Source organism: Paenibacillus sp. NPDC058367 (assembly GCF_042723305.1).
GTDB lineage: Bacteria > Bacillota > Bacilli > Paenibacillales > Paenibacillaceae > Paenibacillus_AQ.
Genome location: NZ_JBHXIZ010000002.1, coordinates 279,393 through 299,534, shown reverse-complemented (window position 1 = coordinate 299,534; position 20,142 = coordinate 279,393). Strand labels below are relative to the sequence as shown.

The window sequence follows — 20,142 nt, the reverse complement described above, 5'->3', positions numbered from 1 at the left end:
GCGTACCCTACTGGATTACAGTTTGTAAATCTCCGTATACTTCGCTTCTAAATAATCAGCTAAATAATCTGGACTCAGTGGTTCCCCCGTTACTTGCTCAATAATTTGTGAAGGCGTTAAGCTATTGCCGAAACGATAGATCTTATCGGTTAGCCACTCTTTAATAGGTAGTAGGTTCCCTGCAGCAATTAACTCATCAAACTCCGGTAACTCTTTGCGAAGTGTATTCAGAATCTGTGCAGCGTACATATTACCTAAGGAGTAGGAAGCAAAGTATCCGAAATCCCCGCCAGACCAATGGACATCTTGCAACACACCAAGTGCGTTAGATGGCGGAGTAATACCCAGATACTCTTGATACTTAGCATTCCATACTTGAGGCAAGTCTTTTACAGAAAGGCCTTCATTAAAAATAAGCTTCTCGATCTCATAACGCACGATAATGTGCAGATTGTATGTAAGCTCATCTGCTTCGATGCGGATAAATGAGTTCTCCACGCTGTTGATCGCCCGGTAGAAATCTTCCAACTCCACATTTGCAAGCTGTTCCGGGAATTGTTGTTGAAGATCTCCGTAATAACGTTGCCAGAAAGCCCGGCTGCGTCCGATCATGTTCTCCCATAGTCTCGACTGAGATTCATGAATCCCCATCGATGCACCTTGTGCCAGTGGTGTTCCAACAAAATCCTTGCTGATATTTTGCTCATAAAGCGCATGTCCACCTTCATGTAGTGAGCTGAATATGGCACTAGTCACATTATCAAGCAGATAAGCGGTTGTAATACGAACGTCGCCTGGATTCAATCCTGTTGCAAAAGGATGCACACTCTCATCTAAACGACCTGCGTCAAAATCGTAGCCCATTTGCTCTAAAATAAAGTTGCCGAACTTTTCCTGCTGTTCTTTAGGGAAGATCTGCTGTAAGAAGCTTGTGTCTGGTTTATTGGGCGAAGCAGCGATAGCTTCTACCAATGGTACCAAACGGCTGCGCAGGCGGCTGAATACTTCATCCACTTTTTCTACCGTAAGATCAGGCTCATACATATCAAGAAGCGTATCGTACCGCGTTCCTTTTACACCCCAATAATCGATAAATTCTTGCTTTAGAGCAACTATCTTGCTTAAGTAAGGTTCAAAAGTAGCGAAATCATCATTCTCCTTGGCTTCTTCCCAGATGGTTTGGGAATGTGCGGACAGGACAGCGTACTCCTCAAATCTTTTGGAAGGGATGCTCTTGCTGCGCTCATATTCTTTACGGCAATCGGTAACGATCTTCTTCTGATCATGTGATAGCTGGGAAATCACTTCAGGACGGGTAAAAAATGTTGTAAAATCTCCCATCTCCTCCGAAATTCCGAGTCTGAACAGTTCTCCACTCAGCATCCCAATCGTACCCGAACGAACCTCTACTCCCTTACGTGGCGCACCGGTGCGTAAATCCCAGTGAAGTAATTCTATGGCCTCTGAATATCCACTTATTTTTGATAATAACTCGCTAAATTTCTCCCACTGTTCCTTCACTTGCTGTTCCATTTTATTACACCTGCTTTCTCTGTTTTGCCGACTCCTCTTGATGATACTTTTTTGAATGAGTATAATCAACTTCAGAGATTACATCTCTAATTTAAAATATTCAATGGGTTACATAAGAAGCAGATCTTGCTTCGCACAAAATTCAAAGGAGCGTGAACAGGCTATGATGATTCAAGTTACACCTCTCGCAGAAAGGAAGTTGAAGGAAAGGCTTGAAGATCGGCCAGGATTTTTCAAGCTCTTTTATGATACGGAAGGCTGCGGGTGTGACGGAATTAATGTATTACTGATTGTTTCAGAAGTGGAGGACGGAGATTCCAGGATTGAAAGTGATTCCCTTCCCTTTATCGTAAGCCGCCAGCAGGAAATCTTTTATGAAGACAAGATGCGTCTGGATGCCGAGGAAAGATTCTCTTCCTTTAAGCTAGACAGTGATTCACAGATTTACGGAAAAAATATCCTGGTAAGAGATATGCGTAATGTAAGTACATTCTAGTGATTTTAGGGAGGAAGAATAGCCATGAGCCATGTATCCGATATTATTAACTTTAATAAGAGTTTTGTAGAGAATAAAGAGTATGAAGCGTATTTAACAAGCCGCTATCCAGATAAAAAAATGTTGATTATCACTTGTATGGATACCCGTCTGGTTGAACTATTACCAAAAGCGATGAATTTTAAAAACGGTGATGTTAAAATCATCAAAAATGCCGGAGCGGTTATTTCTCAGCCTTTTGGTAGTGTTATGCGTAGTGTCATGGTTGCGTTATATGAACTTGACGCGGAGGAAGTTATCGTTGTTGGGCACTATGAATGCGGTATGGCTTCCCTCAATGCAGATCATATGATCAATTCCATAAAAGAACGCGGAGTATCCGAAGAGGTGCTAAACACGCTGGAGAATTCCGGGATCAAGCTTACCAAGTGGTTACGCGGGTTTGACAATATCCAAGAAGGGGTATCCCAAACTGTGAATCTGATCAATAAGCATCCATTACTACCCCCAAATGTACCAGTGCATGGCATGATCATCGATCCGGCTACCGGAGCGCTTGAGCTTGTCGTTGATGGGTATAAATGATTTAAGTAACTACCTTCTATCTGCTAATTGCGTGGATCCTGGATCCACGCTTTTTTTCTGATTAAAAAAGTATAAATTATGACAAGCATATACTTTCTTATATTTTAAATAAAAATTGAAACCTAGTAGGACTAGCTGCGTAATACTGAACATGCACACAAATTCATACTCACAGGAGGGTTTTCGTACTAAATGAAACCAATGAAACGCGTAATGATGATTGTAATGGCCTTTACTCTATTTTTCGCCGTAGCTACCCCGAACTTTGTGGATGCGAAGCGAGGTGGTGGCGGTTTTAAATCCGGCACTCGCAGCTATTCAACAACTCCAAAAAAATCAACAACCGATAACGTAAGAAAAAGCGATAGCACTAAAAGCTCCACAGCAGGATCTACTGCGAATACGAAACGGGGATTCTTCAGCGGTGGTGGCTTAATGAAAGGTATGATGATCGGTGGTTTGGCTGGGTTACTGTTCGGCGGAATGTTCGCCGGTATGGGTGCCTTCGGTAACATTCTAGGATTCGTCATTAATATGCTTGCTATCTATGTGCTCGTAATGCTCGTGATGTCCTTCTTCCGTCGCAGAAAAGAACGTCGTCGCTTAGAAGATCAAGGTGGGCGTTACTAATGTCAACAATGGTTCTAAGCATGGATGAGATCATCAATGCCCTCTGCCTACACATGGCTGAACGTAAAGCGGTTCGCCCTGAAGATGTTCAAGTAGAACTGAGCTGGGAAGAAGACACCGGATACTCTGCTGAGGTTTGGGTACAGGGACGTAGTCAATATTTAGTTGAGTCCAACATGATCGAGGCGATTCTACGTTACATGCTTAGCGAATATGGCATTCGTGCATACCGCGAAGATGTAAGGCTAGACCTGGATGAGGAAATCACTGCAATTGTAAATACACAGAACTAATAGTAAAAGGGACAACCCAAATGGTTGTCCCTTTTTTTTGTATGCATCTATTCATAGAAAAATTGCTTTACCGTTCCTACTCTGTCCGTCACATCAACTTCAGCGTACGCACCGTTAATCAGCGTAATTTGCGGTGGAATATGACCACAATCGATATCATACACAATAGGTACCTGGAGCTCCTCAGAAAGCTCTGCGTAGATGTCTTCGGCCGTGTAATTCTCTACTGGTCGATTAGCAGGACTTCTGCCAAACATAATGCCAGAACAATTCTCAAACCAACCTGCTAGCTTCATCTGAACTAATGACCTACGTACATCAACCGTATTCAGTTCGCAGTTTTCCAAATACCATAGGATCGGTTCATTGTTAATCATTTGTTCTTGGAAATGCTGCAGATTGCCAAATGGTGTGCCAATCAGATGCCTAATTACATCTATACAGCCCCCTAGCAGACGCCCTTTCATAGTTACAGGACCAGAGGATACTGTCTTCCAACGGGTATCTTCTGTCAAGTGAAATACATAAGGCGTAGGAGCATCATGTTGCCATTCCCCCTGATATTTAAGCGATGAATGCTGGACAATAGAACCCCCTGCTTTCGTCTCTAGAACCGCTTCCCACATGGCTGTGGTATCATCTGAATACTCTCCTCTTAAATCAACAAGGTTAGTTCCGTGGGCCGTGGCAATCCCTGTTCTTAAAGTAACTGCAAGCAACAGCACGCTAATATCTGAATAACCTAAGATCCATTTGTCCTTCATGGTATCAAAATCAATAAATTCAAGAACCTCAATTAATAACTCTCCGCCCCAAGGCGGAATAAGGATATCAATATGCTCACTGCCCATCATCTCGTTAAACTCCTGAGCACGAACTTTGGCCGGTGCGGATTTGGCTTTCTCTTGCGTCCATACCGTATCCCCACAAATCATATTAAATCCTTTAGACTCTAAACGGCTTGAAGTAAGCTTAATTAACTCTGCATTTTGAGCGCCTACTCCAGATGAAGGTGCTGTTACCCCTATTGTCGCATTCTTGTTCAAAATCGGATATTTAATCATATGACACCTCCAGTATTACAGCAATTATATCAAGAGTACACATCAATTACACAAAAAAAGAACATGACTAGTCGCGTCAACGTACGATCGCAAAACCAGTACATGCTCTTATTCAATAGAATTCAACTTTAGAGTAAAGAAATAGCAAGCAGTTCGAACAACACAAGCGGCAAGATCACATTATTATTAGGAGGACCTGGGTAAGGACCCGGGCCGGGATACGGACCATGACCATGACCCGGATGATACGGTTGGTAAGGGTTATAATATCCGCGTGGCATTTGCCCATTTACTGCAACGTTCAAATACAAATGTTTATTATCTACTCCGGCAATAGTGCCTTCATGCACTAAGCCATCTAAAGTCTGTACATTCACCCTATGGTTTAGGTAGGGCTTGCAAGATTGATGCAAGGAATCACGGACACCGTGCAGGTGCCGGATCACCGTAGGATCGGCCTGATAAATCACATTCTGCTCTTGCCCAGTGTTATATGTCGACATGGATGCTCTGACCTCCGTAAATGGATTTGCTCCATTCTATGCAGAAGCCTGTATCACGGTGCCTATTTGAGAGATATCCTTATACTGGAAGGGCTACCTTCTCAACTTTCACATTTACCGAAACAAGGGACAAGCCCATCATATTCTCCACAGCATTACGCACATTTTTTTGCAGCATATAACAGACCTCTTGAATCACACATCCGTAATTAACAATAACCCGCAGGTCGATGGCAACGTCTACTTCCTTCACTTCTACAGACAATCCTTTTTTCACATTTTTACCGCCCAAACGTTTGGCCCAGTTGTCCGAAATATTACTTCCTGACATCCCGGCAATACCTGGCGTTTCCAGAACCACCTGTCCAACGATCGATGTGACTACATCATCTGAGATATGAATTAATCCTTGCTCCGTTCCTTCATTCATATAAACAACCTCCATATTTGCTAATTTAAGAGATATTAAAGGCTCTCCTCTACCTCTACTTCTACCTCTGACTCTGCCCTGTGGTTCTTAACAAACAAATTATACACTTTGGTCAAGAGGATTTTCACAATCATATACAATGGAATAATCAGCAATATCGCAATAATCCCGCCTATATCTCCACCAACCAACACTAAGATGATCGTTGTCAGCGGATGAATATCAAGCTTTTTCCCAAAAATGTAAGGAGCAATCAGATTATCCTGAATTTGCTGAGCTACAAGAACGATGATGATGGACCATACTGCAATGGACGGCGATTGGATGAATCCGATAATGAAAATTGGGATACTGGAGAGAATTGCACCAATGAAAGGTACAAAATTCATCACAACAGCAATCACTGTCAACAACAATGCATACTGTAGTCCAATAATAAGGAAACCAATATACATCAGAACACCAAGTGCCAGATTGACTAATACCCGACCAACAATGAATCCACTTAACGCACTGTCAATTTCACTCATCATTGTAGTCCCTTCTCCACGATACTTCTTTGGAAAGAAACTTACAATCTTACGACCAAATTTCCCACCTTCCTTAAGCATGTAAAACAACATAATAGGAAAGGTAAATAAAATAATCGCGAAATTTGAAACAAAAGAGAATAGACCCGTTACGTAATTCGAAATCAGATTAAATCCTTTATTCAAATATTCAGTCAATTGGGAAGCAAGATCCATATCTGCTGGGATAATAGAAGCCAAGAATCCACTGTCCTCGAGCCTCAATAACTGCTGATTCACGGCTGCGATCAGATTTGGCATATTATCGACAAAATTAATTAGCTGTGTTCGAAGTGAAGGCCATACTCCAATACTAAAACCAAACAAGAGCAATGCAATGACCACATATACGATGATGATCGCAACAGAGCGATTTAGTTTATATCTCTCCAAAGTATTGATTAGAGGTCGGAGTAAATAATAGAAAAATCCTGCCAACATTAAGGGCACGATAATAACATTGAACAAAGACAAGATTGGACTGAAAATAAAATTAACTTGTGAGCCTAAAAATACGATGCCTAACACCAAAAGGATCGCTATACAAACTCGAATGAATGTGTTCAGTTTAGCCATAGTTCTCTCCTATCTTCTATTTTCGGGTGTCTTTCATCTCGTTATTTGGGAATACGTATGGTGAATACCGTTGGTTCCTTCTTTCCGCGACTGAGATGAAGCGTTCCACCCATTTTCTCTGTATTTTTCATAGCAATGGATAAACCAAGACCCGTTCCACCTGTAGTTGACCGCGCTTTATCTCCTCGAACAAACGGATCAAAAAGCGTTGACCAAAGCTCTTCAGGAATGCCTACTCCGGTATCTGCAATTTCAATAGTAACCTCGCTCTCCGAGGGGATAACCTCCACTCGTAGATGAGTGCCTGGCGGATTATAGGTCAAAGCATTGGAGATCAAATTATGAACTACACTCGAGAGTAGCTCCGCATCGAAGCTTGCGAACACTTCCTGTTCAGGAACATTCAGCTGCAGGATGAAGTTCTTTTGTTCAATCTCACCATAGGAGTCTGCAACGATTTCACGAATAAACTCGCCCAATTCATGACGCTCCATTCGTAGTAAAAAATCTGGGGAATCTATTTTAAGTAGCTCCACCATATTTTGAATCAGCTTGGTCACTTGCGAGGATTTATTATAGATATAGGTTAAATACCGTTTCTGGCGTTCTTCGTCCTCACCACGGCCTTCAACCAACGCCTGTGCAAACCCCTGTATACTCGTAATGGGTGTCTTCAGATCATGAGAAAGATCAACCATCATGCGTTTCTTACTTTCTTCTGCTTGACGTTTTTCTTTCGTTGTCTTCTCAATTACGTCCGCCATATAATTAAAAGTCTCCCCAATTTGCGAAAATTCTTTCTCTGCATATAGCGAGATACGAGTATCATAATTTCCTTCAATCATCTGCTTCAAACCAAGCGTAATAATACGCAGCGGCTTCCTTATTCTTCGTGCCACCCAATAGCTGTACACGATAATAAGCAAGAGAACCATTCCAACTCCTAAAAAAACATAGTATGAAAGCGAGTGGTTGAAGTATTCAACTAATGGATCACTATTAATTGAAATGTCGATAACTTCTCTAGGGATTTTCAAAAGCAGCCACTCTGATTCATTCTCATTATTACGTGTAGTCAACGAGTAGAAGTACGCCTGATCTTCTCCGTTTTCCAGGTTATTTAAGAGCTGATTGTCGGTATATTGTGTTACATCGTCTTTCTTCTCACCAACTACGTCGATGACCTTCTTGTCTTGACCCAAGATCTCAATCCACCCACCGCTACGCAGAAGCCGTTTGGTTTCTATCCCATGCTCCAGATTATCTCGATAGGCACTCGCTTCAACCTTCAAATCAGGATCAGCGATTTTATTTTTTTCGAACATATGGGTCACATCAAGGTTAATGAACAAATAATAAACAATCACAAGAAAAAACAAAATGCAGATGAATAACAAAAAATCCAGCGTCAGCGATGATTGTAAAGGTCGTTGATCTCTATTGCTCCATAGGCGCTTCAATTTTGTATCCCAGCCCTCTAATAGTCTTTAAATAAACCGGCTTTTTGGAATCTTCCTCGATCTTTTCCCGGATATTACTGATATGTACCATGATACTATTATCCTCGTACACATAGAAATCTTCCCATACCGCCTCATATATTTTTTTTCGTGTAAAGACCCGACCCGGTTGTTTCATCATTAATTCCAGAATTTTGTACTCAGTAGAAGTAAGAACGACGGGTTCTCCTGAACGATAGAGCAGACACTGGCTTTGATCCAGCCTCAATTCTCCCAACACAATTTGTTCAGCTGCCTTTTCTTCAATAATCTGTGCGTCAAAATGATGTACCCGCCGCAGTAAAGCTCCTGCACGAGCTACAATTTCCAATGGATTAAACGGTTTAGAAATATAATCGTCGGCACCGAGTTCAAGTCCCAGTATTTTGTCGTAATGTTCGCTTTTTGCAGATAAAAACAACACCGGGAAATGATGGAACTCACGAATTTTCTTCAATAATTGCAGTCCATCTAGACCAGGCATCATAATATCAAGAATCGCTAAATCAATTTTTTGGTTCTGCACTTGCATTAACGCTTCAGTCCCACTGTTCGCTTCCACAATGTTGTACTCTTTCTCTAAATATAATCTCAACAATTCCACAATTTCTGCTTCATCATCTGCGATTAGAATTGTATACACAGTAATCACCCCATCTAACTATAATCTTCGATTATTAAACCCACCTAAACGCAATCTAAAGAATAGCTAAATTATTACATCCATCAAATTCTTATATTTAAATAAAAATCGCACACAGGAACTCGTCCCATGTACGATCGTATAATTCCAGAAATCTGAACACCTGCTGGCAAATATAAACGCCCTCGGAGTCCTATTAAAAAGCAACACCAATTCCACCTTCACCCGCATAGGTTCCCATTACAGGTCCCATACTTGAGAGTAAAACTTCTTTGAACGGGTGCTTTTGTAAGATGCGTTCTTTAATCTCAAGTGCAAGCTTCTCACAATTACTGTGTACTATAGCGATAACAGCCTTCTCGTAGTCATGCTGCTTCTCATCCAAATGCGCAAGCAGTCGGTTTAATGCCTTTGGAAGACCCCGGGTCTTCTCCACTACCTCAACAGTACCCTCTTCGCTGATTTTAAGCAGTAGTTTGATATTTAGCACGGAAGCAACCGCTCCTGATATACGGCTTAGACGTCCGCCCTTCATTACATTCTCAAGTGTATCCAGTGTAAAATATGCGCGAACTTCATCCATTTGCTGAAGCACCTTGTCCTTCAGTTCCTGCAGACTTGAACAAGTCTGTGACCACTTCGCCGCAAGGCCCACGATCAGCGACAACCCGCCAGAAAAGGTCTTGGAATCTATAACCTCTATCGCATTGGTGTGTCCTTCTTCTTGGTACATTTCCATAGCGATCATAGCCGTCTGATAAGTGCTACTAATATTAGAGGACATACAAATGACCATAATGTCAGTACCTTCCTCTACTTGCCTGAATGTCTCAAGGAATTGGTTTGGACTTGGACTTGCCGTAGTAGGTAGCTCCTTGGATTCACTCATTTTAGCATAAAAGGTTTTCGTATCCGTATCCGCAGGCATTAACTCATGCCCAAAATGAACCGGTAGATGGACCACGGAAACATTATACTTCTCCATGTAGTCAAGGGGTAGGTCAGAACCGCTATCTGTTATGATCTTGATTGCCATAATATAAGTACTCTCCTTTCAATATCAGTACTATTATAGCTATCGCCAAATGAAATCTCCAGTAACCAATATAACTTGAAAAATCCTTCAATTTGTGCTTATGTCTTTCTTCCTTAACTTGTCCTAATATGATATGGTTTATGAATAAGCGTATAGAAATGGAGTGTATGTATGAGTAAGGGAAGAGTATGGAACCGAGGCAAGCATGATGGAACAGGACTATCAAGAAAAAAAAGCGTGGATCAAGAAGTTACAACATCTACTGAAACAGAAGCGACTGAAGCTTCAAGTGAACCGTCAAATGCCAGAATTGATACAGTTAAACCGATGAATCGTACGAACTGGGTAACTCGTCCTGCACGGGTTATCAATAAAGATTCCAAAAACAAACAATAACTATGACAAATAGGGTTTCAGAACTTGTCCCAGAGTTCTGAAACCCTATTTTTATATGTTCTTAAACGTAGGTAGTTTACATAATTACATCCGGACGTTTATACAAAACGAGTATGGCTGCTGCTATAAGGATCATCCCCATAAATGCGGGTGCGGCATGGCCTAGTGATACATAAATCTGACCTCCAATGATAGGCCCAATCATTCTTGCTAAAGCCTGAATAGATTGGCTACCTCCTTGAATCCTACCTTGTTCACTAGAATCGACAGACTTGGAAAGCATCCCGTTAAATGAAGGCCCAAAGATCGAATCCCCAAAGCCAAATATAAACATTCCAGCGATAAAAAGAGGATAGAATGAGAACAACGCAGATAACGCAATAAAACTGTAACCGATAATTTCCGAAGCCATTCCAAGAATTGCTATACGTTTATCACTAAGCTTCTTCAAAAGCTTTGGCATGATCAAACCTTGTGAAATGATGTCTTGGAGACCCATAATCGAAAACATAAGTCCGATTAGTGCAGGCTTCCAGCTGAAAGTATCCATCGTAAATTGAGAAAATACTGCCTGTAAAGATCCGTTAGGAATCCAGAGTAAAAACGCTGAGACTAGCAGCCTATTTAAGTTTTTCATGGAAAGTAAGTTTGCAAGCTGTGAAAATGGATTCAGTCTTACAAAGGTAATCTCCTTCAGTCTATTCTTCTTGGCAAGGCTCTCTGGCATAAAAAAGAATCCATAAACAACATTTAATAAAGTTATGATTGCTCCAAAATACAAGGGAACAGAATAACCAAACTTAGCAAGTAATCCGCCAATCGTTGGGCCAATGACGGTGCCAACACCTACAACTGCACTCACCCATCCGAAGTATTTGGTTCTCTGCTGCGAAGGAATGATGTCTGCAAAATATGCAAAGATCGTGCTTATGCTCCCGCCTGTTATACCTTCGATTATACGTCCAGCAAATAGTACCCATAGAGCCCCTCCTATGCCAAAAACCAAGTACCCGACGGCGGAACCCAACAGGCATACTAAGAGTAATGGACGCCGGCCATATTTGTCGCTCAAAGCTCCAAGTACGGGGGCTGCAAAAAATACACAGACTGCATATACCGAGGTTAGCATCGTAACAACTATTGCTTGTTCTCCAGGACTGCTTGTATAAGGCTGCACTAAGAATGGGACGACAGGCATTATGATACTAAAGCCTATTCCGCAAAGAAACACAGAGATAAGACCGAATATTAATGCGTGTTTATCTACGGATTGTCCTGTGTTCTGTTCATTGTGTGCTTTAAATATGGACATTTATGTTCACTCCTTAAAGTTACTGTTTTGATTCCTAGGAAACATGTTTATCGTATCGTCATTTTGTTTCCTTGTCAACAAAATAATAACAATAAAAATGCAGCCGTTCTCCATAGAGCCCGACTGCATGTGGTTTCATTTTCATTATTGAAATTTTATTCCGATTAAATATCTTTACCCTGTTTCTTTATTTCCGCATCCAAATGACTACTATACTTTTCCACGAAACTAAGCATACTATCAAATTGTTCCTCGGTAATCTGCGCAAAGACGGCTTTATCCCGCTCTTGAAACTCTTTGTGAAGGTCCTCATGGATTTTATAAATTACTTTTCCTTGCTCAGTAAGCCTAAAATAGATTTCTTTTTTGTTATCCGACTTCTGGTAGCTTTCGATCAGGCCTTTTTCTATGAGTTTCTTAGTTAATTTACTTATGGCACCGCGAGTCATAAAAAAGGACTCAGCAAGTTTTGTTACGTTGGAATCTACATTTTTTTCAATGTATTCAATACAATGTACTTCGGAAGATGTATAACCCTTAAGGCTTCCTTCCATCTTATCTTTGTTAAGCCAAACCATCTTATTATATATGTCCCTGACACCCGTTAGGATCTGATCTTCTTTGTTCATGACCTGTCCTCCCACCCACTCTTGCATTAACAATATTATATCACATTATTTTTTTGTTTCTATTTCAACAATATTCAAAATAATTAATTCAGAATTGAACGAACAGCAAATAGGGTTTCGAAACGGAAATCATTCGTTTCAAAACCCTATTGCTCTATAGTCTGAAGCTACCTACAAAAGCAGCCTTTGCTAATCCTAACATTATGCACGAGTGGAGAGAATGAATCTCTCTAGTGCTGCTGTATCCGTAATCCTATGATTACATTCTTGGCTCTCAATGCAAATATATTGGCCAATGGAAGAGTAATCATCCGGCGAAGATTTTGCAAGCCTGGTCTTGACCGTAAAGAAGGCGAGCTGCTGCTGCCGATTACAGAACAGGCAATACCCCTTCTTGTTCATTGGTGTCATTCTACCCTCAATACCGATAAACTGCCCTTCGAACGGATATACAATAAATAGTTTATTGGTAGCAATATCTATCCAGCTCAAATATGTCATATATCGAAAGTCGATTGCTGATAAATCAGGTACCTTCAGCTTCTTATTCTTAGGGAATAACTTCTGAATCTGTTTCGGTGTAATCTGTGGAAAAGGTTCTAAATAAGGCTCTAATCCACTAAGATACTTCTGAAAATCGTATGCAGTCTCAAAGGCAGATATTTGTTGCAGCAACTGTTGCTGACTATCACTTAGTGTTGAAAAAGCTTCTACTACATTCAACGATGAACGATATCTTACCGTCTCCAAGACTCTTCGATCCGCTACAGTTCGCAGTGTTTTTAGAAGGAAGTCTGTTTGTTTTTTAATAAAATTATATTGATGGTTTCTAATAAATGGTGTATTCATTGCTCTTCAGCCCCTTATATTTTGTAATTTCATAAGGTGCAAAGCCCATTATTAGAAACGATAATATTTAGTTTGGGCGATCATCCATCCTATCGCACCTCACGCAAAGTATCGCCCTAATTTAGGCTTTGCGTGAGGAACTTCTAGCTAATGGGCAAACCAGCATTAGCACAGTACCACCTCCGATTACATTCACGAAAAAAGTATAACAGGAATGTTTGGAATCGGCTAGACCAGGTTACCAACCTCTGCATCATCTCTGGAAGGTGCTTCACCAATGAGCTGCTTCAAAAGTTTCTTCATCATGACCGAAGCTTTCACTTTGGTGTGAAGACAAGGCGAAAGCTCAATTTCGTAGTTTCCTTGCTTAATGGTTTCTTTCAATTCCTCAACCGTCGAGCAGGTAATATTCAACCGATTCAGAACACTCCCATATTGCAGACATTGATGACTATCACTACCGGCAATCACAGGTACACCAAGCTTTTCAGCAAATGGTGTGATCAGGTTCTTATAAGTCTCTGCCCCCTGCATGTAAATATCCTTTGCATTGAAATCAAAAGCATCTAATCTCCGAAGCAGCTCCGGGTCCAGTTGATGTAATGGCGTAGAAGTTCGGAAAGGATGAGCTCCGATTTTCCAAAGGTTATGTTCGTCAGCCATGTCCAGCAGATCCTTGAAAGGAATAAAATCCCCCTCCTGAGTATGCTCATCCAGTAAAGCGCGAACTGCTAGAACATTCTCCTTAAGACCGATCAGCAGGATATGACCTGTCTCCGCGATATCCACCTCCATACCTGGAAACAGTTTAAGTCCGTTTACATCATAATAATGTCCGTTATAAGGATAAGTCTGGTCCAGCGTCTCATACATCGCAAAGAAATTAGAAGTGTTAAAGTGCTCGGTCAAAGCTACTGCCTGTAATCCATTCGCTTTCGCCTCAAACATCATTTCAGCAAAATATTCAGGGGAAAAGGTCGATTTCTTAGATAATTTACCGTGGGTATGCAGATCAATATTCATGTCTAATTCGTCTCCTTTGAGCTTATGAGTGATGTTAATACACCAGTTTAGGGTAGAGGTAGCCGATCCAGAAAAGCAAAATAACATAAACGGTGGATCCGGATAAAAAGTACCAGTCGGACCACTTCATTTTCAAATAAGATAACTTGATCTTCTTCACTTTCTTATTATTCAGACCGTAGCTAAATCCCCTAGTCTCAAGCGCCTCGATCGTGGTCCGGGAACGTTTAGCGGTGTTTAGCATGAGTGGATAAAAAGCCAGGATCACAATGCGCAAATAATACGTTGCTGTTCTCCAATACAACAAACCATGTTGCAGCGGTCGTTGCCCTCTCAGTCTGAAGGATAACAAAATCTGATGGAATTCCTCCAATAACGTAGGCAAAATACGATAACCATAAGATAAGCTGAAAGCAAATGTATCAGGAATCCCTAAGGATAGCAGGCCGTCGCTAAGTCTTTCCGGATCGAGACTGGAGAACACCGTAATACTCGCTAGTGATATCACTGAAAGCTTAAGTGTCAGCGTCAACATAGGCAGCAACGATTCAATTCCTCCGCCGAAAAAGAGAGACAGGATGAACATCCACCCAATTTGGCTGATTAATCCCAGACACAATATAAAAATAATGTATGGGCTGACTCGGGAGAGGACAGTCGTTAAGACCATAAGCACGATCATCCCTAATAGAACTGTACGGTTATGTACAAACCAAGGCACAATGGCAAAGAACAAATACCAAAGTAGCAGCGTTCGCGGGTCGAGCCTCCCCAGAAAAGTACTGCTGCTGTTATAAGCAGTCCCTAAGAGTTCCAGTTTAATTTGTTCTACAGATATACGGTCAAGTGCCCGTTTAACGGCTTCCATGGATTGCAGTTACCTCCTTTTTCACTTCCACTAGACTTATGAATTCCTCTAAGCTGCTGCAAATTTTGGGCAAACCGAGCATACGACTCAGCTCCATCAATTGTGTCTGAGCCAGACCCGCCCTCCGTAATAGAAGTCCGTCAGCGAAGATTTCATCTTTCGTTCCGTCAGCAATAATCCTGCCTTGATGCATAACGATAATCCTAGTCGCCCATTCAGACACAAGCTGCATATCATGTGTCGCGATCACCACTGTCTCAACATGACTGCGAAGTGTATCCAGCACATGAACCATTTCCTGTTTGGTCGAAATATCCAGATTCGCCGTTGGTTCATCGAGCAGCATGACGGCAGGACGAACAGCGGCACCAATGGCTAGCGATACTCGGCGCTGCTGACCCCCACTCAGAAGTCGAGCGTCACGTTCTGCTAATTCATTGAGCCGGAAAGCTTTTAGCATTTTTGCTACTCTCTCTTCTGTGTCTGGTAGCTTCCGTGCCTTCAAATAATAAGCAATTTCTTTGCGTACAGAATCCTCAATAAACATTTCCTCTGGGTTCTGAAATACGTATGCTACGGTACTGGAGAGACGCTCGGGTGGCAGACCGTTCACGGTCATCCCTTTCACATTTACGGTTCCAGCTGTAGGTCTGACAATTCCAGCAATCAGCTTCATTAAAGAAGATTTGCCCGCTCCGTTGTTGCCAATAAGAGCGATAGACTCACCCTGCCGCAGATCTAACTGAACACCATTCAAGACTGGATGCTTCGTCTTATGAATCGTACGGTATGAGAGGTGTACATTCTCCATCTGAACGACACTCTTCTCTTCCCGAATTACAGTAAGGGACTGCTCCTTCATATAGTCAGATGGATCATTTCTCTGGATCGCATGCTGCCGTAATATCATGTGGGCGTTCCCTTCTTCAGCACTCAAGGGAAGGAATTGGGTTAGCCGCGCATCAGATTGCAACAGCCAAGCTGCCCGAGTCACATCGGGGGGATAAATGCCCAGCTCCAGCAGTTCTTTTACAGATGAGAGGGCTTCACGCACCGGCTTCTGCCAGCGCATTCTCCCCTTATCCATCAGGACAACATGCTTACAATAGTCTGCAATAAATTCCGCATGATGTTCGATCACTACAATGGTCTTCCCATGCTCCTCATTCAAACGGCGCAAAATATCATAGATATGGCGGGCATGCTGCGGATCCAGCTGAGCTACCGGTTCATCAATGACCAGAATTTCTGGATCCATCGCTAGTGCTCCGGCTAAAGCGAGCAAATGTTTTTGCCCGCCACTCAATTGCCAGATGAATTCATTTCTTAAATCACTAAGTCCGGTTAGTGCCAGTGCTCGCTCTCCCCGTTCCTTGTAATCGGCAAATCCATAATTGAGTGGCGTAAACGACACATCATCAAGAACCGTCGGACGCACCAATTGATTCTCAAAATCCTGATAAACATACCCTATATGCTTGGAAAGCTCAGCTACACTTTTCCCATCCGCCGGTTGTCCACAGATCGTCACCTCTCCAGTGAAGTCCCCTGTGTAATAATGAGGAATCAGGCCATTAAAGCATTTACACAGCGTGGATTTTCCCGAACCATTACTGCCGATAATAGCAATGAAATCTCCTTCTTCTAGCCGCAAGGATACTTCTTGCAGTACAGGTTGTTCGGCTCCTGGATAAGTAAAGGTAACTCCGTTCAGTTCGAGTATTGAATTACGCATCTACTTGACCCGCTTCCTGTCTTTTACGTGCAGAACGCAGAATCAGGGATATAATCGCTGTTGCTGCAACAATTGCCGCTACCAGCATACTCAGCCAGATTAAGCTCTCTTCATTGGACTCTGCCCATGCAAACTCAAAGTCACCAAAGTTCCATCCGGATTCCGAGAGCAATTCCGATCCAAGCGCAACCATGACCATAATCGTTCCAAAAATAACGAGCTTAGGAGATAACCAAGCCCCTGTTGCATATTTCATGTTCCGTTCACGCGGCTTCATACCAAGCAAAGGTTCGATTTTTCCATATAAACGTGGAACCAGATACATAGTTGGAATTAAGGCGAACAAGATACCGGAGAAGAGTACATCGTTCAAAAAGCCAACTCCCTCGATTACAACGATACTCTCTGCCAGACCTTTAACAGCTTCAAGTTCTTCTACACCCACCCATACTTTCACTATATCCACAACGGAGCTGAAGAACTGGTGAATTGCTACGCCAGTAATCGCCGCCACTCCAACCTGTCTACGATTCTTCGGATCAGATACCATACGGCCAGCAGTATACATCGCCAATGAGAAAGTGATGAATTTCTCCAATTCGCCCAGCCCACCAAATTGACCTAACATTAGTTCCCCGAAGATCACTTCACCTACAGCTGCCCCAATAGCCGCATACAATGGATGGAACAGCATACATAAGGTCAAAGGAATGAAAGCGAAATATTCAATCGATAATTCAATGGGGCCTAGTTTGATCCCAGGCACAAGCTCCGTAAACATATTGGACAAGCCATAAAGCGACATCGACAATACAAAAATCATCATTTTTTGTGACTGGGTCAGCGTGTAGCGTGTTTTTATCGTACTCATGAATATTTGGCCTCCCTACAGGAATTTATCTTTATTATAAGAAGGTCATGTCAACACAACTTTTACCAATTGTTAAATGGGAGTAATATTTTTTTCAGTATTTTTAACGTTGTAAAAATATTTACAACATCTTCGCACGTTATATTCTATTTATTGCTTCATATTAGGAGGAATGAGAGATTGTATAAGGATTGGAATCGTCGCGCTTTCTCACCAAATCAACGAATTATTGCTGACTTCATTCAAAAAAATGAGCAACGTGTGGTCTACATGACCGAACAGGAAATGGCAGATGAGCTTCAATTAAGTATCGCCTCTGTCTCACGGTTCTGGAAAGCGGCTGGATACAAGCATGCCAAGGATTTCAAGAGCAGACTCCGTTTCCGCTTCGAGTCTACTCCTTCCATAAAAATGCGTGATGCCATGCAAAGATCGGATGATAGTTCACTCCCTCAAGTGCTGCTGGACAATTGCTTACATCATCTGCAAGAAACACGCCGCTATTTAAGCGACGAGGCGCTGCAGCGCGCAGTGGATGCTCTGTCGACAGCACGAATTGTGTATGTATATAGCCCTGGTCCGTGTGCTGGACTGGCAGAGCTGATGATCTATCGTATGGCACGTTTTGGAATACAGATGAAAAAAATGGCCCCCAGCGGTCACGAACTGCTAGAGACCTTAATGCATGCTGATCAAAAAGATGTATTGCTTGTCTTTGGATTCGTTCAACTGTTACCTGAAATCGAAGTGATTCTGGACCATGCACGTGAAGCTAATTACCAGGTCATCCTGATCACCGATAGACTCGTGTATCCTCGATCCCAAGATGCAGACATTGTACTGTATGCCGGAAGAGGTGAGGTTTGGGAGTTTCACTCCATGGTCGGTCCCACGTATATTATTGAGAATCTGATTCTTGGGGTAGGCTTAGTAAACAGGGAGAGTAGTCTGAGTAAGCTGGACAAATTGCAGCAGCTAAGGGCGCAATATGGAGGGAAGCTTCCGAGGAGCTAGGTTAAGCTATAAAGAAACGGAGTGATTGCTAAAATAGGACCATGGAAATCATGAATAATTTACCTCCTTTTACAAACACTACGAAACAAAAGGAGGCTGATGTTTCATGTGTCAACGTTTTTCTCTGGCGGCCGAACTACAAGACATTAGGGATCATTTTGAAATCAAACGGGTGATGTACTACTATAAAGACCGCTATAATATTAGTCCCACACAGGATATGCCTGTTGTATTACAGCAGGATGGTGAGCGAATTCTGGATGAGTTCCGCTGGGGCTTCGTTCCTTATTGGGGTAAAGATGCGATCAATGCGGATCTCCGAAATGTGCATCAGAATCCAACCTATCGCAAGATGGTGGACAAGCAGCGCTGTATTATCCCTTGTAATGGATTTTACTATTGGAAAAAAGAAGGCAAAAAGACTTATCCAGTTCGGGTAGTCATGAATAATCGCAGTATGTTCGGAGTGGCTGGTCTATACGAAATTTGGCGGGATACGCGCGGGGAGCCTCTTCGCACCTGCTCTCTGGTCATGACAGATGCCAATCCACTGATTAGCGAATTTGAGAGCCGGATGCCGGCGATTTTGTCCCCACAGGATATCACTCGATGGCTTGATGAGGAGACAAATGATCTGGAAGCACTGAATCCGATTCTGCGGCCTTATTCAGCAGATGAAATGCAGGTGTACCCGGTCACACCAATGATTAGTAACAACAGGAATGACTCGGCTGATTGTATTCGGGAAATGGATCTGAACGAATCCTGGGTAAAGCCCTGAAATAATAGCAGAATTAGATTAGAATACCTAAATAATGAAGCAGCGGTGCTAGGGCTGGAAACTACAGACTTAACATACCGCTGCTTTTATTGTTACCGCTGAATATTGAAAGCAAGTAGCTGCTCGGACCTCTATTCTTCTACTGTCTACTTGACGGAGAGTTCGGTTTCATATCGTTCAAGCTTTTCAGAAACACCGTCTACCCATTCTTGATCATCCCATATTTGTGGATTGTTAATCTTCCTTTCTGCAGGGTGACCCGTTGTGAAAGTATCTACACCATCTTTGTATCCAAAGTACAAATCAACAATTTCCAATGACTTGTTTAAAGATTGAACTAATAGTTTGCAAGTCATTCCAGACCCTTCGCTTGAAAAAGGTAAGCTTAAATAGTAAAGATTCTTATCAAGTTTTTTAAACACTTCTTCCTTAAACTCATTATCAAGGCCGAAATTCACACTACTGGCACCACTCAATTTCTGCTTCTGTGTCAATTCCAACATTTTATTTGTGAAATTAAGAAGATTTGCATTCGAGATATAGTTCTCAAATACTACAGTTTCTTGTTTTGCAACAGCTCCGGTATATAGATTAATGAAGGCTTTACCAAAGGTCACAATGGAATCATAATCATCTTCACGGATCTGATCTTCTTTTATAGAAAATTTACGATTAGCCAATTCATTTAAGCTTTCTGCTGCTAATTTCTCTGACGGTCAACAGATGCAAATAACATCAATACTACAATACCTAACGTGAATATTCTCATAAAACCACCTTTTTTAACCCGTTCTTAGTTTATTTTTG

23 protein-coding genes are annotated in these 20,142 nt (G+C 42.0%); 7 read left to right on the top strand and 16 right to left on the bottom strand.

Features of this window, described 5'->3' with window-relative positions:
- Positions 1-15: 15 nt before the first annotated feature.
- On the bottom strand, positions 16-1,533 hold the full coding sequence (locus ACFWMP_RS11900) for a carboxypeptidase M32 (RefSeq protein ID WP_339242159.1): 1,518 nt from the start codon (positions 1,531-1,533) through the stop codon (positions 16-18).
- Between the two features lie 163 nt (positions 1,534-1,696).
- On the opposite strand from ACFWMP_RS11900, the gene ACFWMP_RS11895 reads away from it, so the two are divergent.
- From ACFWMP_RS11895 to ACFWMP_RS11880, 4 genes are all read left to right on the top strand, one after another.
- Positions 1,697-2,029 carry an iron-sulfur cluster biosynthesis family protein gene (locus ACFWMP_RS11895; RefSeq protein WP_339265675.1) on the top strand — a complete coding sequence of 111 codons (333 nt, stop codon included), beginning with the start codon at positions 1,697-1,699 and terminating at the stop codon, positions 2,027-2,029.
- 24 nt (positions 2,030-2,053) lie between these two features.
- The gene (locus tag ACFWMP_RS11890; RefSeq protein WP_042189481.1) at positions 2,054-2,614 is read left to right on the top strand and encodes a beta-class carbonic anhydrase; all 561 of its coding nucleotides are present in this window, start codon (positions 2,054-2,056) and stop codon (positions 2,612-2,614) included.
- A gap of 201 nt (positions 2,615-2,815) precedes the next feature.
- The gene (locus tag ACFWMP_RS11885; protein ID WP_042194151.1) at positions 2,816-3,244 is read left to right on the top strand and encodes a membrane protein; all 429 of its coding nucleotides are present in this window, start codon (positions 2,816-2,818) and stop codon (positions 3,242-3,244) included.
- 8 nt (positions 3,245-3,252) lie between these two features.
- Positions 3,253-3,537 carry a YxcD family protein gene (locus tag ACFWMP_RS11880; RefSeq protein WP_339804402.1) on the top strand — a complete coding sequence of 95 codons (285 nt, stop codon included), beginning with the start codon at positions 3,253-3,255 and terminating at the stop codon, positions 3,535-3,537.
- A 47-nt stretch (positions 3,538-3,584) separates the two neighbouring features.
- Here ACFWMP_RS11880 and ACFWMP_RS11875 read toward each other — a convergent pair whose 3' ends face one another.
- The 7 genes from ACFWMP_RS11875 to ACFWMP_RS11845 all read right to left on the bottom strand — a co-directional run bounded on the left by ACFWMP_RS11875 (position 3,585) and on the right by ACFWMP_RS11845 (position 9,857).
- Positions 3,585-4,601 (bottom strand): S66 family peptidase, encoded by a 1,017-nt coding sequence (locus ACFWMP_RS11875; protein ID WP_379423800.1) that lies wholly within the window; start codon positions 4,599-4,601, stop codon positions 3,585-3,587.
- Between the two features lie 128 nt (positions 4,602-4,729).
- Positions 4,730-5,104, bottom strand: coding sequence for a hypothetical protein (locus ACFWMP_RS11870; protein WP_042189486.1), 375 nt, complete (start codon positions 5,102-5,104; stop codon positions 4,730-4,732).
- A gap of 79 nt (positions 5,105-5,183) precedes the next feature.
- Entirely contained in the window at positions 5,184-5,534 is a 351-nt protein-coding gene (locus tag ACFWMP_RS11865) for an Asp23/Gls24 family envelope stress response protein (RefSeq protein ID WP_042129003.1), read from the bottom strand.
- A 35-nt stretch (positions 5,535-5,569) separates the two neighbouring features.
- A complete protein-coding gene (locus ACFWMP_RS11860; protein ID WP_042189487.1) occupies positions 5,570-6,679 on the bottom strand; it encodes an AI-2E family transporter in 1,110 nt (369 codons plus the stop codon).
- Positions 6,680-6,720: 41 nt separating this feature from the next.
- Positions 6,721-8,046, bottom strand: coding sequence for a sensor histidine kinase (locus ACFWMP_RS11855; protein WP_379423799.1), 1,326 nt, complete (start codon positions 8,044-8,046; stop codon positions 6,721-6,723).
- A gap of 70 nt (positions 8,047-8,116) precedes the next feature.
- Positions 8,117-8,821, bottom strand: a complete 705-nt coding sequence (locus tag ACFWMP_RS11850; protein ID WP_042189491.1) for a response regulator transcription factor — start codon at positions 8,819-8,821, stop codon at positions 8,117-8,119.
- 196 nt (positions 8,822-9,017) lie between these two features.
- Entirely contained in the window at positions 9,018-9,857 is an 840-nt protein-coding gene (locus tag ACFWMP_RS11845; RefSeq protein ID WP_042189493.1) for a DegV family protein, read from the bottom strand.
- Positions 9,858-10,028: 171 nt separating this feature from the next.
- Here ACFWMP_RS11845 and ACFWMP_RS11840 point away from each other — a divergent pair, with 171 nt between their 5' ends.
- Positions 10,029-10,253: a hypothetical protein gene (locus tag ACFWMP_RS11840; protein WP_042189495.1), complete on the top strand. Its 225-nt coding sequence runs from the start codon at positions 10,029-10,031 to the stop codon at positions 10,251-10,253.
- A 76-nt stretch (positions 10,254-10,329) separates the two neighbouring features.
- On the opposite strand, the gene ACFWMP_RS11835 is transcribed toward ACFWMP_RS11840, so the two are convergent.
- The 7 genes from ACFWMP_RS11835 to ACFWMP_RS11805 all read right to left on the bottom strand — a co-directional run bounded on the left by ACFWMP_RS11835 (position 10,330) and on the right by ACFWMP_RS11805 (position 17,540).
- Entirely contained in the window at positions 10,330-11,565 is a 1,236-nt protein-coding gene (locus ACFWMP_RS11835; RefSeq protein WP_379423798.1) for an MFS transporter, read from the bottom strand.
- Positions 11,566-11,729: 164 nt separating this feature from the next.
- On the bottom strand, positions 11,730-12,194 hold the full coding sequence (locus tag ACFWMP_RS11830) for a MarR family transcriptional regulator (RefSeq protein WP_379423797.1): 465 nt from the start codon (positions 12,192-12,194) through the stop codon (positions 11,730-11,732).
- A gap of 201 nt (positions 12,195-12,395) precedes the next feature.
- The gene (locus ACFWMP_RS11825; RefSeq protein ID WP_341053146.1) at positions 12,396-13,043 is read right to left on the bottom strand and encodes a FusB/FusC family EF-G-binding protein; all 648 of its coding nucleotides are present in this window, start codon (positions 13,041-13,043) and stop codon (positions 12,396-12,398) included.
- Between the two features lie 228 nt (positions 13,044-13,271).
- The gene (locus ACFWMP_RS11820; protein WP_379423796.1) at positions 13,272-14,066 is read right to left on the bottom strand and encodes a PHP domain-containing protein; all 795 of its coding nucleotides are present in this window, start codon (positions 14,064-14,066) and stop codon (positions 13,272-13,274) included.
- A gap of 34 nt (positions 14,067-14,100) precedes the next feature.
- Positions 14,101-14,934 (bottom strand): energy-coupling factor transporter transmembrane component T family protein, encoded by an 834-nt coding sequence (locus tag ACFWMP_RS11815; RefSeq protein ID WP_379423795.1) that lies wholly within the window; start codon positions 14,932-14,934, stop codon positions 14,101-14,103.
- Positions 14,921-16,669, bottom strand: coding sequence for an ABC transporter ATP-binding protein (locus tag ACFWMP_RS11810; protein WP_379423794.1), 1,749 nt, complete (start codon positions 16,667-16,669; stop codon positions 14,921-14,923). The genes ACFWMP_RS11815 and ACFWMP_RS11810 overlap by 14 nt, the downstream gene beginning before the upstream one ends.
- On the bottom strand, positions 16,662-17,540 hold the full coding sequence (locus ACFWMP_RS11805; RefSeq protein WP_379423793.1) for a DUF8171 family membrane protein: 879 nt from the start codon (positions 17,538-17,540) through the stop codon (positions 16,662-16,664). The genes ACFWMP_RS11810 and ACFWMP_RS11805 overlap by 8 nt, the downstream gene beginning before the upstream one ends.
- Before the next feature lie 180 nt (positions 17,541-17,720).
- Here ACFWMP_RS11805 and ACFWMP_RS11800 point away from each other — a divergent pair, with 180 nt between their 5' ends.
- Complete coding sequence (locus ACFWMP_RS11800) at positions 17,721-18,554, top strand: MurR/RpiR family transcriptional regulator (RefSeq protein ID WP_379423792.1); 834 nt, start codon at positions 17,721-17,723, stop codon at positions 18,552-18,554.
- Positions 18,555-18,660: 106 nt separating this feature from the next.
- Positions 18,661-19,335: an SOS response-associated peptidase gene (locus ACFWMP_RS11795; RefSeq protein ID WP_042189511.1), complete on the top strand. Its 675-nt coding sequence runs from the start codon at positions 18,661-18,663 to the stop codon at positions 19,333-19,335.
- A gap of 146 nt (positions 19,336-19,481) precedes the next feature.
- On the opposite strand, the gene ACFWMP_RS11790 is transcribed toward ACFWMP_RS11795, so the two are convergent.
- Positions 19,482-20,015, bottom strand: coding sequence for a hypothetical protein (locus ACFWMP_RS11790; protein ID WP_379423791.1), 534 nt, complete (start codon positions 20,013-20,015; stop codon positions 19,482-19,484).
- Positions 20,016-20,142 lie beyond the last annotated feature (127 nt).

Coding starts and splice junctions, on each gene's coding strand:
- ACFWMP_RS11900 (WP_339242159.1), bottom strand. CDS start 1,533: ATGGAACAGCAAGTGAAGGAACAGTGGGAGAAATTTAGCGAGTTATTA.
- ACFWMP_RS11895 (WP_339265675.1), top strand. CDS start 1,697: ATGATGATTCAAGTTACACCTCTCGCAGAAAGGAAGTTGAAGGAAAGG.
- ACFWMP_RS11890 (WP_042189481.1), top strand. CDS start 2,054: ATGAGCCATGTATCCGATATTATTAACTTTAATAAGAGTTTTGTAGAG.
- ACFWMP_RS11885 (WP_042194151.1), top strand. CDS start 2,816: ATGAAACGCGTAATGATGATTGTAATGGCCTTTACTCTATTTTTCGCC.
- ACFWMP_RS11880 (WP_339804402.1), top strand. CDS start 3,253: ATGGTTCTAAGCATGGATGAGATCATCAATGCCCTCTGCCTACACATG.
- ACFWMP_RS11875 (WP_379423800.1), bottom strand. CDS start 4,601: ATGATTAAATATCCGATTTTGAACAAGAATGCGACAATAGGGGTAACA.
- ACFWMP_RS11870 (WP_042189486.1), bottom strand. CDS start 5,104: ATGTCGACATATAACACTGGGCAAGAGCAGAATGTGATTTATCAGGCC.
- ACFWMP_RS11865 (WP_042129003.1), bottom strand. CDS start 5,534: ATGAATGAAGGAACGGAGCAAGGATTAATTCATATCTCAGATGATGTA.
- ACFWMP_RS11860 (WP_042189487.1), bottom strand. CDS start 6,679: ATGGCTAAACTGAACACATTCATTCGAGTTTGTATAGCGATCCTTTTG.
- ACFWMP_RS11845 (WP_042189493.1), bottom strand. CDS start 9,857: ATGGCAATCAAGATCATAACAGATAGCGGTTCTGACCTACCCCTTGAC.
- ACFWMP_RS11840 (WP_042189495.1), top strand. CDS start 10,029: ATGAGTAAGGGAAGAGTATGGAACCGAGGCAAGCATGATGGAACAGGA.
- ACFWMP_RS11835 (WP_379423798.1), bottom strand. CDS start 11,565: ATGTCCATATTTAAAGCACACAATGAACAGAACACAGGACAATCCGTA.
- ACFWMP_RS11830 (WP_379423797.1), bottom strand. CDS start 12,194: ATGAACAAAGAAGATCAGATCCTAACGGGTGTCAGGGACATATATAAT.
- ACFWMP_RS11825 (WP_341053146.1), bottom strand. CDS start 13,043: ATGAATACACCATTTATTAGAAACCATCAATATAATTTTATTAAAAAA.
- ACFWMP_RS11820 (WP_379423796.1), bottom strand. CDS start 14,066: ATGAATATTGATCTGCATACCCACGGTAAATTATCTAAGAAATCGACC.
- ACFWMP_RS11815 (WP_379423795.1), bottom strand. CDS start 14,934: ATGGAAGCCGTTAAACGGGCACTTGACCGTATATCTGTAGAACAAATT.
- ACFWMP_RS11810 (WP_379423794.1), bottom strand. CDS start 16,669: ATGCGTAATTCAATACTCGAACTGAACGGAGTTACCTTTACTTATCCA.
- ACFWMP_RS11805 (WP_379423793.1), bottom strand. CDS start 17,540: ATGAGTACGATAAAAACACGCTACACGCTGACCCAGTCACAAAAAATG.
- ACFWMP_RS11795 (WP_042189511.1), top strand. CDS start 18,661: ATGTGTCAACGTTTTTCTCTGGCGGCCGAACTACAAGACATTAGGGAT.